Origin of the sequence: Asanoa iriomotensis, assembly GCF_016862515.1 — a bacterium.
Lineage (GTDB): Bacteria > Actinomycetota > Actinomycetes > Mycobacteriales > Micromonosporaceae > Asanoa > Asanoa iriomotensis.
In genome coordinates this window covers 1-12493 of the sequence record NZ_BONC01000118.1, presented here as the reverse complement: position 1 = coordinate 12493, position 12493 = coordinate 1, and the positions used below count along the sequence as shown (strand labels likewise).

The 12493-nt window shown below is 64.4% G+C and carries 10 protein-coding genes; 6 read left to right on the top strand and 4 right to left on the bottom strand.

Annotated elements, in window-relative coordinates; translation table 11 throughout:
* Window positions 1–766, top strand: a 766-nt coding sequence (locus Air01nite_RS39075) for a hypothetical protein (RefSeq protein WP_203708467.1), incomplete at its 5' end; no start/stop codon positions are given.
* Window positions 767–895: 129 nt separating this feature from the next.
* On the opposite strand, the gene Air01nite_RS39070 is transcribed toward Air01nite_RS39075, so the two are convergent.
* A complete protein-coding gene (locus tag Air01nite_RS39070; protein ID WP_203708466.1) occupies window positions 896–2464 on the bottom strand; it encodes a Shedu anti-phage system protein SduA domain-containing protein in 1569 nt (522 codons plus the stop codon).
* A gap of 506 nt (window positions 2465–2970) precedes the next feature.
* On the opposite strand from Air01nite_RS39070, the gene Air01nite_RS39065 reads away from it, so the two are divergent.
* Both Air01nite_RS39065 and Air01nite_RS39060 read left to right on the top strand, forming a co-directional pair.
* Complete coding sequence (locus Air01nite_RS39065; protein ID WP_203708465.1) at window positions 2971–3678, top strand: hypothetical protein; 708 nt, start codon at window positions 2971–2973, stop codon at window positions 3676–3678.
* 87 nt (window positions 3679–3765) lie between these two features.
* A complete protein-coding gene (locus Air01nite_RS39060) occupies window positions 3766–4437 on the top strand; it encodes a hypothetical protein (RefSeq protein ID WP_203708464.1) in 672 nt (223 codons plus the stop codon).
* Here the strand turns inward: Air01nite_RS39060 and Air01nite_RS39055 are convergent.
* Both Air01nite_RS39055 and Air01nite_RS39050 read right to left on the bottom strand, forming a co-directional pair.
* Window positions 4423–4872, bottom strand: a complete 450-nt coding sequence (locus Air01nite_RS39055) for a hypothetical protein (RefSeq protein WP_203708463.1) — start codon at window positions 4870–4872, stop codon at window positions 4423–4425. The two genes, Air01nite_RS39060 and Air01nite_RS39055, sit on opposite strands and share 15 nt — an antisense overlap.
* A 9-nt stretch (window positions 4873–4881) precedes the next feature.
* The gene (locus Air01nite_RS39050; RefSeq protein ID WP_203708462.1) at window positions 4882–5412 is read right to left on the bottom strand and encodes a DUF4365 domain-containing protein; all 531 of its coding nucleotides are present in this window, start codon (window positions 5410–5412) and stop codon (window positions 4882–4884) included.
* 1317 nt (window positions 5413–6729) lie between these two features.
* On the opposite strand from Air01nite_RS39050, the gene Air01nite_RS39045 reads away from it, so the two are divergent.
* Window positions 6730–7635 carry a hypothetical protein gene (locus Air01nite_RS39045; protein WP_203708461.1) on the top strand — a complete coding sequence of 302 codons (906 nt, stop codon included), beginning with the start codon at window positions 6730–6732 and terminating at the stop codon, window positions 7633–7635.
* Between the two features lie 98 nt (window positions 7636–7733).
* Window positions 7734–9668 carry a hypothetical protein gene (locus Air01nite_RS39040; RefSeq protein ID WP_203708460.1) on the top strand — a complete coding sequence of 645 codons (1935 nt, stop codon included), beginning with the start codon at window positions 7734–7736 and terminating at the stop codon, window positions 9666–9668.
* A 122-nt stretch (window positions 9669–9790) separates the two neighbouring features.
* Here Air01nite_RS39040 and Air01nite_RS39035 read toward each other — a convergent pair whose 3' ends face one another.
* The gene (locus Air01nite_RS39035) at window positions 9791–10735 is read right to left on the bottom strand and encodes a hypothetical protein (protein WP_203708459.1); all 945 of its coding nucleotides are present in this window, start codon (window positions 10733–10735) and stop codon (window positions 9791–9793) included.
* Between the two features lie 305 nt (window positions 10736–11040).
* Here Air01nite_RS39035 and Air01nite_RS39030 point away from each other — a divergent pair, with 305 nt between their 5' ends.
* On the top strand, window positions 11041–12216 hold the full coding sequence (locus Air01nite_RS39030) for a hypothetical protein (RefSeq protein ID WP_203708458.1): 1176 nt from the start codon (window positions 11041–11043) through the stop codon (window positions 12214–12216).
* Window positions 12217–12493: the final 277 nt, after the last annotated feature.

The window sequence follows — 12493 nt, the reverse complement described above, 5'->3', positions numbered from 1 at the left end:
GACGGAGACGTGGGCGCACAAGGTGGCGCCCGTTGTCGATTCCGCGTTGTGGTGGCGTGCGAACAAGGTTCTAGAGGCGAACATGAGCGAGAGCCGCGTGAACAAGGGTGGTCGGCCGGTCGCCAGTCCAGCCAACTGGATGTCCGGCCTTCTCGACTGCCCCGCCTGCGCGGGGAAGCTGTACCTCAACGCCGGCATGACGCCGGCGAAACATTGGCGCACGGGCAAGCCACGCGTGCCGAAGCCGCGGACGCCGAAGCTGCGCTGTGGTGGTCACGCCAAGCGGCGCCTGTCCTGTGGCGAGTTCACGGGCATCGACGCGCAACCCGTCATCGACGTTGTCGCCGGCATGTTCGCCAGCGACACGACGGAAATTCTCGCGTTTCAGCGGGTGGCGGGCAACGCGCACGAGCTGGATGAGCTGCATGCGGGGCTGCGCAAGATACAGGCTCGACTGTCGGCCACCGAGGATGATGACGAGCTGGACACGCTGGTCGCGGAGCGCAAGGCGATCAAGGCACGCATCGAGGGGTTCGTGATCGTTGCGGACCGCTTCGACTACGCACCCACGGAGCAGACGGTGGCCCAGATGTGGAATACCGGTGATGACACCCTCAAACGCGGAATGGCCCGCGCGGTCAAGGCATCCTGGGGCATGGCTCTCGCGGAGCATGACGGGCAGTGGAGAATCGCCGTCGGCCAAAACACCCCGACGGACCAGATGGGGATTGTCGACCTTGGCAACGGCTTGTGCTTCCGCCGTTAGCATCCGAAACGGCAGAGGCTCACCCAACATTTCACTAGGCAGGCCGTGCCCCTTGGTGTCTCGGGCGTGAATCGGTTCACATAAGGGGCAAGCCCTCGTTACTCAAGAAGAGTCGGGCCGTCGCGCTCATCAGGGTTTCGTCGTTGCGTCGCCGGACAGGTGGAGGGATCGTTCAGCACCGTCAAGCAGGTCCTTGTAGGTCATAACCTGGATACGGGCGAGGTGGCTGTTGTAGGTCCGGATGGTCTCGGCGACATCGGCCGCCGTTATCTCGCCCTTGACGTACCGAGGGTGTCCAATCACGACGGTCATGGTCGTGCGACGGCAGTCGACCCTGAAGTTGTTCAGAATCGCGTCGCGCTGCTCGTCCAGGCCTCGCAGATAGTTCATTGCCTGCCCGACCGCCTCGTTGACCTTCGGGCCGACGATCAAGTGGCTGCGATGCACCTTGACCAGCTCGTCAACACTAGCGGTCTTCAGCTCAACGCCGTGCAGTGTGCCGTCAGACCGAATAAGAGGAATGTCAATCTGATCGCGTAGCGACAGCGCGCGGCGGGTGGCCGAGCCGACGTACTGACCGCCGAACATCCAGGTATGACGCTGAAGAACCCGGTGGAGTGCGGCTTCGCGCGTGTTGGGGTCGTCAATGAGTCTGCGCAGCTCGGTCAGTCCGCCCCACCGCAGGCGCCGTTCGAGGACATCGGACAGCACGGCAGCGGCGTCGAGCTGAGCAACGGTGTCGGCTGCATTGTCATGGTCGCGAAGCAGCGCCAGCAAGTTGGCGATCGAGGCTCGCACATCGGCGGTCGAGTCCTCCTCACGGCCACTTGACCTTGAATCGTCCCTGTTCGGTGGCACAGCATCGGTCGATGTCGGCCCAGGGACGAGCGACACCGAGATCAGCAGGCGCTGCTGCGGGATGCGTTTCCTCGATGGCGCGACTGACGGTAGCGACGACAGTGCGTCGAGCGGGAACAACCGGAACACTGGCGCCATCCGTTGGTACCGCGTGTAGGGAAGACTCGGCATAAGCCTCGGCTTGATTACGCGCTCGCGCCCGGTGTCGATCCACCGTTCGACCGGGTTCGCCTGGTCGATGGCGAACTCACCGAGGTAGGTGCACGCACCTCGGGGACTGTTCTGGAAGACGCGTAGCGGCTTTCCGCGGCGTACATGCTTGACGACCGACTCGTTGTGAAACGTGAGCGTCTCGCCGTTCTCCTCCATGCCGCGCACCAGGAACGCCCCATCATCGCTCCATTCATGCCCGCCCTCGTCCGCGCTTGCTCCCCTAACGACATCCTTAAAGAACAAGATGTTCGGGGTGTCGTCGCTCGCAGCGATCCCGGTGCTCTTCCCCCCGCCGAAGATGCGATGCAGGTCTGCGCGGGCCACCACCGTCCCCGGAGCGAGGTCCCACCTAGCCGGCCATGCGATCTCCCTCTCCTCTCCAGCCAGCCGGACCACAGCCGGCCACGCCTCGTCCGGCACCTCCACCGGCCTACGAGAGCCGCGCCTGCCATTCGAGAACGCGCGAGCCGACCACGGAGTCATCGACCGAAGCCAGTCGCGATCGATGGGTCGCCCGAGAAACAGCTCGTCGAAGAGGACAACAACCTTGTGCGCACGGCAACGGCGCAACCCATCCCCGGACTCCGTATGGTCGCTGAGAACGTCCTCGACGTGGCCGTGTGCCACGATTCCGCCTCCTCTGCCGACCCGCATCAACGCCACGACGTCCCCGGCAGCCAACGGCGCGACGACATGCTCCGCGCCAAGACAGTCCGATGTCACCCATTCGCACGCGCGGAGCGAACTCTGCTGACTGCGATGCAGCCGTGTGTCCCCGGTCGTGAGGAGCCATCTAGCCATCACTGTAAATCCTCCGACGAGGGCTACCGACATGGGAGTGGTCAACTGTAGAACGACAATCCTGCCGCGCGGGCCGCAAGCAGCACAGGTCGGACCTTCACCGACCGTGACGCTGGGCAGCCGGGCAGCCTGCGTCCCTGAGCCGCGAAAGATCCCCACGACGGTAATGCATTTGGCGCCGCGTTGACGCCTCGGGCGAGACGTCGGTCCGCTGCTGCATGGAAGCGATGCCAGTGTTCGGCGACCAGAAACCGGAGTGGTGAGGACATGAAGTCTGCGGCCGAACGCCTGCTACGGTGCTGGCGACGCGACTGACCGCGTATGCTGCCGCGGTGGTTGTCAAGGCGGAGTTAAGCGGTCATGAATTCGACCTTGAAGATGTGGCGGCGCTACTGCCCGTGGGTCCTGTGCGCATTACTGTCGAGGATGGCAAGCACTACCTGATAGCCGACGAGATCGACAACCGCCCGCCCGGGATCCCGTTCTACGAGGTGGCCCCTCGGGTCCTACGCCAGGTCAACGGGTTGGCGAGGGCAATAGGTCCGGACTTTCGCCCGGTGTCGTTGACGGGTAGGTACATGGACAGCGACCGCCCATTAACCGTGGTCCACGCCGGAACAGCCGAGATCCGTATCCGAGCGAATCCCCTTGTAATCGGTAGAGGTGACGGAACTCCGCTCCCACCGCCACCGCAACCGCTCGGCCCCTGGCAAATGTCTGTCGCATCGTCGCGACCAGAGGTGGCCGAAGCGCTCACGATCATGGGTCAGACCGCTCCGCTTGGTTGGGTTGAGCTATACAAGGTCTTCGAAATCGTCAGGCATGCGGTAAAGCCCGCGGACCTCGCCGCCGTAGGTCTGGCGACCAAAGACGAGTTAAGTGCTTTCGGGGCATCAGCGAACCGGCCCGACGTGAGCGGCCAGGATGCGCGTCATTCACGGATGTCCGGTCCTCACCCCAAGCGGACGATGACGATCGGCGAGGGGCGGGCGTTTGTAGGCGCGCTAATGACCGCTTGGATTGATAGCCAACGACCGTAGCAGTCGCGGTACGGGAACGCCTACTCGCGGCGCGGCGACAAAGTGGTGGAAGAAGCGCGAATGGGTCACACTCGCCAAGGATCGTTTGTGATCCCGGTGTTAATTCGTCTTCCGGAAACTGATGATTCCGCCACTGCGCAGCAGCCCTTGCCGGGGATTGAGAGAAGTGCACCGGAGCCATTCGAGCGACGTGTGGTGCGGACCTTTGCTCAGTCTATGGATGCGTTGCAGACGTACATCGTAGATCCGGCGCGTGAGCCGACGGTCGCCAGTCTCGTTGACGCTGTGGAGCGAGGAGTGAGCAGGGAATTCTGCATGGCATTGCACCGCATCCTGGCTGAGGAGTCGGTTAGCGAATTTGAGACCACATTCGAGTGGGCGTCGGCAGTTCAACATTCGGATTCGTTGCCCTCCTCTGTTCGGATCGGCGCGGACGCACGCGAGTTGCTGAACATGGCCGCAGAGAAGTTGAGGGCGAAGAAGGTCGGCCCTCGCCAAGTTTTCTCTGGAAAGATCGTTGAGCTTCGTCACGAACAGGGAGACGCATTCGGCTGGATTAAAGTCTCGACGCTTAGAAATGGGCGATGGTGTGAGATCGGGGTTAAGCTCCGCCTAGAGCAGTACAATCACGCGGTGGGTTGGCACAGAGATGCTCGTCCAGTGTTAGTGGAAGGACAGGTTCGGTCTGAGTTCGGTCGTCCATTGGTTGTTAGCGACCCGCTGCGCTGTCACCCGCTGGATGAGTCAATACTTATGTGATTTGCCGTTCATGATTTCACATTGAGCAACCTGTCTGCAGTTCCCGGCTATTTCACCCCGTTCCCGCTGAGAGGTGGTTCCTGCCGCGCGAAACATAATGCGCGCAGAACTCGTAATTGTGGCGGCAGCCCCAAGTGGAATGGTTGAGATGATTCTGTAATCATTTGCGGCGCGCAGCTGAGTCACATCGAACCAATAGTATATGACATGGTCGGCCACCTCCCTTACCGGGACCCTCTCGACCATGGCAATTCTTTGAATTACGCTTGCGACGACGTCAGGATCGTCCTCTTCATCGTGTGGAACACCAACGCGAACGCCACCCTTGGCCCAGAAGGATCCGGCGATCCCAGGTGGGGACTCCTGCCAGCCTATATGGCGCAGATAGACGCGAAGGTCGGGAAGGCTCGGCAATTCTTTCGGCAACGTTTCCATTAGAGTCATCTAAGCCGCCGCCGGTGCCAGGGGTTCGAAGCACGCGTCAACCTCAGCTGACCAGCTGCTCAACGTGTCGACAGTTAGTCTCTGCCTCTTCGGAATCTTGATTCGTTTTTCCTTGCCAAGCTTGTCTACGCGAACCCAGAAGGCGGCTGCCTTATGCATCGTTCCATCAACTTTATGTAGCAGCCAATGAGGATGGTCGTCAATATCTAGTATAACTAGGATGAAATAGACTGGGAGCTTGGACTTTGTCCATTTCTCTCGCCACTCTGGCTCAACCGACCACGATGCAGATCTTCCCCTTATCCTGAACTGGCCCGAGCATTTGACTTGAATACATATGGGCGCTGTACCCAGGTTCAGTACGCCGTCAACGGCGAGGTGATCCTCATCCGGCGATGTTTCGGTGAACGGCACCCCTGCCTGGCTGAACACGGCACTCACGTAGGCGATGCCGTACCGAGCCTTACGTGCGTTCACAGGGAGGCGAAGGTCTGTCAACGACTCGTCCAACACACCCTCCGTAACCGTCACCTAACCGATGATGCTCGATGGCCTCCAACTTGGGAAGAGCCGGTCGTCCAACCATGTGAAGACATGTGGAGTTACTGGGGTGATAAGGCGGACACCAACGGGGGATAGGCAGGCAGCGGGCATCGGTCCTGTGTGAGCCGTTCCAACCTGGGCGGGTTGTGGATCACGGGTCGATGCGGGCGCGTGTCGACTGTCCATACGAGACGGGGCTCCGGATACCAGGACGGGCGTTCAAGCCTGACTGTCTTCCGAAGGAGCCTAGTGACCTGTCCTGGCACGATCACGCTGTCCACGGTGTTACCTGACCGCCTGGCGGAGGTACCCGCAGAGGCTCACCCGGCATTTCACCGGGTGAGCCTCTGTTTCTTTGCCGCTGCGCGGCTAGTCAGGGGGTTGCGGAATGACGAGGACAATCTTTCCCGCCTCGATGTGCCGGAGTACCTCGGGGAGTCTGAAGTCCTGTGGTCGGATGATCACGGTCATCGTTTCTGAGTCGTCCGCCGTGTCGGCGTAGCCCCCGTCCGGGTCGGGCTCGGGGGTGGAGCCGGCGCTGGGCGGCGCCGCCGGGCCGTCGTCGGGAGTGTGTGGTGTGGCGGGGATGGGATCCGGTGACGTCCCCCGTGCGTCCGGACCCGCCCTGGTGCTCGTGGTGCGCTCAGGGGTGGGCTCACCGTTGTCGGTAGGCCCGCTGCCGGCTAGTCGTCGGCGATGCGTGGTGCGTGGGTGTTGGCGTGCTGCCATTTCCCTCCACAGTGGATGCCACGGGTGGTCAGGGGATTCGTGGTCACGGCTTTGTCACCTCCGTTGCGTGTTGTCGACTGGTCGCCGAACCGGTTATCTGCCCCGCTACCGGAAAGTCGGTAGCGCGTGTCTTGGGGTCCCAGCGTGCGCCACACGGCGGGTGTTGAGGGGTTGACATCGGTTAACCGGCCGAACCCGCTGTGACCTGTGCAGTTGCGGACCGGTACGAGCTGGTGGCGGTTAGCAGGGCTGCGGGTGACGCGCGGCAGCACCTACGGTGACCCGCATGGCGGGGGCGTCGGAACGAGAGATCAGCAGGCCTTTCCAGGCATGCGGGAAGTCGGTCGCCCAGACCGGACGAGGCCGTAAGCGGCGCTACTGTGGCCGGACGTGCCGTCAGCGGGCCTTTGAGTCCTGCTGGGCCAACACCCACGTCGGCGGCGACTCCACCGCGGAGCCGGCCGAGCGGGTCATCGAGCGCCGGGTTCCGGTCCCGGTCGAGGTGCCCGTCTCGGTCGAGACGGTGGTGAAGGTCCCGGCCACCTCCGATGACGGGGAACCCCTGATCAAGGTGCGGTGGCCGACCTCTGGATGCTCGCCCTCGATGCGCTGGCTGAGCGGATCCGGGATGGGCGGATCTTCCCCGGCGACTTCTACGCCATCCATGCCGCCGCCATCGCCGTCATCGCCGAGTTGGAACGGCCCGTCTGGGGTAGGAACTGGATCACGATCAAGACCGAGGGACAGCCGCCGCCCGAGTCGCTGATCGCCCACGCCGACGGCCTCTACGAGCTGCTACCCGCCTCGCGTACCGCAGCGGTGCGGATCATGGAGACCGCCCGGTCGCACGACGCCCGCCGCCTCGAGACCAGTATCGAGCGACTTGCGTTCCGCATCGACATGGACAACGAGACCGACGCGGTGCGGGAGGCTTTGCTCGTGTTGCAGCGCAACGGCCGGGCTGCGTGTATCTGGAATGGCGAGAACACCCACGCCGCCGCGATCCCGGCCCTGGCCAGGTTCACCCTCGTGGTCCACGACCAACCTGCTCCGAACGGCCGCACGGTGGTCCACCCGCCGCCGATCAGCGAAGCCGCCGCACACGTCGTCACGCCCATCCGCGCCGCCAACGGAAACAGAGAACAGACCACCAACGTGGACCGGCTGGCCCAGCAGACGGCCACCGACCCCCACGCCGTCCGCGAAGCCATCCGATACCTGACCCGCCACACCAACACGATCGTCAGCCGCCACGACGAACCCGCCGACGTCGACCAACTCCCCGGCCACGCCCGCTTCGTCGTCGACGTCATCGACCTGGACGACCCGGGTCGACCTCGACCCGAACGACTGCTCCGCGTTCGACTGACCCCGGCCAGCCACACTGCAGATCGCGCCGCTGGCAGAAGGCTGTCTGACTGCACGCCACGCGAGGGCCGGCGGCCGTCGAGCGGAACCACTCGGGCGCTTTGGGGGAAATGACGTTGTTGGTCGGGGTGGACGAATGTGTGTTCGGCTTGAGTCCGACATGGTGGGGTGCGAGAGAACCTCGACTTGCGCGCGCTGGGATACTTTCCTCTGTGTTCCCGTCCGGTCCTTCGTTTCGGTTTCCCCCGCGCGCCGTCGATGAACTGCATGACGCGGTCGGCTGGTGGACCCGTGCTGATGACGAGCCGTGGGGCGGCGTCGGAGTTATGGTTCTGCCGGTTGCACTGGCTGAGGCCCGGGACTGGATCACTGGTCCCTTCGATCGCAAGCGCCAACTGTCATGGAAGTCGGCGACGGACGACCTCCGCCGAGCCGTCGACAGTTGCGGAGTCCACCTGCGATCGGAGTTGGGCCAGGACCTAGCCACGGTGGACGATCAGGCCCGACAACTCGTGACGATCCTGTCCCGGCCGGGCGCTGTCGACAGCGCCGTCAACGGCTGGAAGTCTGCGCCTCCGGCACCTGCTGCCACATTCGAACGGCTGCTGGCACGCCTCGTTGAGCCGGTAGTGGCAGCGGCAGCGTGGCGGGACCTAGTCGACGCCTGCCAGGGCAACGGGGCCTCGGCCGATAACCTGGGCGCCCGCCGCGACCTGTTCCGGTCGCTGCTGTCCGGCGCCGGGTTCAGCCCCCGAACCATTGGTCGGGCACTGGCTGGTGTCCTGCACGACAGCTCTGCCTCGGCGACCGAAGTTCGCGTCCTCCTGGGTGATCTCGACCGGGACAGCATTAGTACATGGCCGAGGCGCGACGAGGCCGCCGGATTGGACGAAACCGCCCGGCTCGCACTGTGCGAACGTGTACTCACCACTCCCCCGAGAGACGCTCACCACACTGTGTGGCTCGTGTTCGGCCAGGCCCACATGAGCAGGTCGAACCTCAACGTGGGTCCGGTCACCTTCTACATCGGGCCTATGGTGCAGGCCATGGTCGGCCAAGACGGTCCCGGCAAGGAGTGGGTACCAGCGGAACTCAGGCGTGCCGACGGGTGGCTGCGGCCAGAGGACATCCCGACCGACGATTATCTCGTTTTCGCCCGTGTCGATCTAGGTCAAGGGCGCCTTGCTGACCCCGTCGGCGACGCCACGAGTCTTGCCCGCGCCATCGTGTCGATCGCCCAGTTCGATACCGGTACAGGCAACTGGGTGCCGTGGAACGGATATCTGCACACGATGGACGACCGTGTGACCGGTTCCATGGCCTTCCATGCTCCGGCGCCACAAATGCGTATCGTGGCGTCGCATGATCGGACCGGCGATGTACTTGAAGATTTGTCCGCCAGCCTAGCCCCCCACCTCTCGCCAGTGCCGGCTGCAATGCGGGAGGCAATCGATGTGCTGCGCTGGTGGCAGGAAGCGGGTGACCAGTCCAACCTGCCCCGCGTCGTCCTTGACGTGCGCGTCGTCGAGTGGGTGGCGTCGCTTGTCGGCGGCGGCAAGTGGTACAAGTTCCTCGGGCAAACCTGGAAGCAGCAATGGATCAGGGGACGGATTCGCAAGCACTTGTTCAACACCTGCGCCGAGGCTGTTAGACGTCCAAACGCGGTGGAACCCGAGCATCGCGCCAAGTTGGAAAGCATCCACGCCAAGATCCAGATCTACGAACGCTCAGGCAGCTACACCCTACGGGTCGATGAAGCGTTGACGGCGTTGCCCAGCCTGCGAGCGATCCACCCTTTTCACGCCCGGATCGGTCGCCAGTTGGACACCCTATCTGCCCGGCTCGCCACCCCTGCCGCCGTCGAGGTGTGGTGCGGCGAGTTGGAGAAGGACTGGACCTCGCAGTTGAATCGGCTTCAGCGGCTGCGCAACGCGCTCGCCCACGGCGGTCCGGCCTCGGAGGCCTCCGTCGAGACTGTCGCAGTGTTCGGGCGGGAACTCGCCCGCGCGGCATTGAGCGTCACCTTGACCAGTCTCGTTGACGGCCGGGGGGCAGTCCTGGCTCACGAGGAGATCAGGGCAAACGCCGACGCCTGGCGGGCAGGTGTGCCGGCCGCACCCGACATCGCTACCGCCCTGTTCTCTTAGGCTGAGGCCGTGCGCGCCTGACCGTTGCCGTTGCTCGCCCGTCGCTCGAGGTCGGTGAGCTCCGACTCCCGCGATCGGGATGGTCGACGTCGGTGGGTGCCTCTGCCTCGTACGGTGGGCCATCACCGCTTCCAGTGGTATACCTTTTCGCCCCCAAGCAATGGCCTGCCCTCGGGTCCCTTCACGTGCGGGGCGATCCAAATCGGGCGGTGCACCTGGCGAACCGGGTACCACTGCTGGCGCCAGTGGCCACGAACCATCCACTGATGGTGGTACTCACGATCGGACGCGCCCGCCCCGGTCGAGGGCGGCCGGCGAAGCTGGATCACGCGGACCTGATCCTTGATTCGTGATGGTCGACGGCCAGGACGGGTGGCTTGTGCGGGTGCAGGCCGACTGACGTCCGCGATCGTGACGTCGGCCAGCGGCTGAAACATCAACAACCAGACGGTCTTCAAGACGGCCATGAGGTTCGCCATGCCGTTGATCTCGTCCATCTCAGCGGCGGACAAATTTCGGTCGTCTGGTCCGGCATGGAACTCCGCTGCCATGGACTCGCTTGACTCCGGAAACGTTATTGCCCCTGAGGTGAAGAAGAACGCTGGCGGCAGACTGCGGCCGAAGTGCTCATATCCGCCTGACACGTAGGAATCGCGGTCGGCGTAGTAGGTGAGGATCGCTACCCGCTTCCATGCGTACCAGCTGATGGCCGAGATGAAGACCTGGCTGCGGTCCTCATCGAGTGCGGCGACTGGTTTGCCGAGATAGATCAGCCCTTCAGGGGCGGGAATATCCTCCCAGTTCATGCGGAAATCGGGGAGGGTGGCGGAGGCGGCGACCGCCAGTTCCATCATTGGAGGGTCGACGTAGAACAGCTCACCCCTGACGAGCGCCTGATGCTCGGCGCGGGCATGAATCTCCGCTAGCTCTTGATAGCTTTGGCCTGGGCTCTTGGGCGGGCGCATCTTGACAAGATGGTGGGTGCGGAGTCCCATCGCCGTGTCGGACATTGCGTGCCTTGCCACCTGATCACGAAGGAGCGGTAGCCCGGCAGGTTTGATGATCACCTAGCCTCCCTGGCCGGCTCCGCCGTGCCCTAGGCGAGCGGACACGACGTGCCGAACTGACACAACGTCAGGCTACCGAAACCAACACCGCAGGTCACCGCCGTACCGACCGCAGAATCAGCCAACATTGGCCCACGGCTGGTCCCTCACGTGTGACCCAGAGGGCATTGTCCCGCTGGGTGTACGGGGATTAGCACTGGTTAACTGCTCACACCCTGCGCGACCTGCGGGAACGGTCGCGGGCGTGCGTTGGTGGCGGTTTGTGGGGCTGCGGGTTGCGTTTGGTAGCTCTTACGGTGCCGGGCGTGGCGGGGGTCTCGGAGCGAGAGATCAGCAGACCGTGTCTGGCGTGTGGGAAGCCGGTCGCGCAGAGCGGACGGGGCCGTAAACGGCTCTACTGTGACCGGACGTGCCGGCAACGCGCGTACGAGTCCCGCCGGGCCAACACTGCGGGCCGCGCGCCGGCAGCGGAGCCGGCCGAGCGGATCATCGAGCGGCGGGTGCCGGTGGAGGTCGACGTACCCGTGCCGGTCGAGCACATCGTCAAGGTGCCGGTCGGTCCGGACAGCGGTGAACGGATGTCCCAGATTCGCTGGCCGGTCACCTCATATGGGTGGGTGCTGGCGCTCGACGAGCTGGCCCAGCGGTTGCGGGATCTGCGGATCCCGTTCACCGACTACTACCAGCTGCACAGCGCCGCTCTGTCGGTCCTGGCCGAGCTGGAAAAACCCGAACCGGGCACAGGCCGCCGTTGGGCGAACATCAAGGTCGAGGACGCGTTCGCGCAGACTCCACCAGAGCTGTTGATCGAAACCCCGGACGGGGTGCTGGAGCCGTCCCCGGCCGGTCACACCGCCGCCGCACGGCTGCTCCAGGTCGCCCGTGCCGACCACGAGCGCGTCACCGAGGGCATTACCCTGCAATGGCTCGCTTCCCGCATCGACATGCCCGGCGACATCCACGCCGTCCGGGAAGGCCTGACCATCCTGATCCGCAACAGCCGCGCGGTCCTGCTACGAAACGGCGAGATCGAGCACCCCGCCTGGCTATATCACGACGCGTCGTTCACGCTCGTGCTGCGCGACTACGCCCACCCGGACGGCCTCTCGCGTCCCGCGCCGCCACGGCCACCGACACCACCGCCCAGCCCCGCCGCCGACACAGCGACGGGATTTTCCTTCGAGCTGCCCGACCCGATCGAAACCGCGTTGGTCTGGCTGATCGCCCGCGCGGCCGACGGCGGCAACCGCCCGACCACGCTGCGGCAACTCGCCAACGAAGCCGCTACAAGCGTCGAGGCGATGCACGCGGCAGTCACGGCACTGGTCCACTCGCCGGCACCGGCCTGGCTATCACGTAACGGACGCCGCGTACGCCCCGAACGACTCACCCACGGGTCGCGGTTCACCCTGCACACCACGCGCGAAACCGTCCGCTACTTCACCACCACCACCACCGACACCGACAGCACCGAAGGTTAGAGCTACCGCTGCCCACCAGCGGCGTTCCTGGCCGCCGCCCGCTGCATCCGCGGCGCGGCTCCGGTGCTCGCCGAACGACCCCCCGGATTGCGGGCCGCCGCCGACTGCACCCGCGCCGCAGCCCGCTCCGTCGTCGGAGTCGACTTCCCACCCTTGCCCTTGCCCGCCCCACCAGCAGACGCGCCGCTACCACCGTTGCCCTTAGCCATAGCAAGCACCTTCCTCAGCTCTGCTACAACCTCGACGCTACTGCCGACGGCGATCGGCCCCCACCCCC

Coding starts and splice junctions, on each gene's coding strand:
- Air01nite_RS39055 (WP_203708463.1), bottom strand. CDS start 4,872: ATGGAAACGTTGCCGAAAGAATTGCCGAGCCTTCCCGACCTTCGCGTC.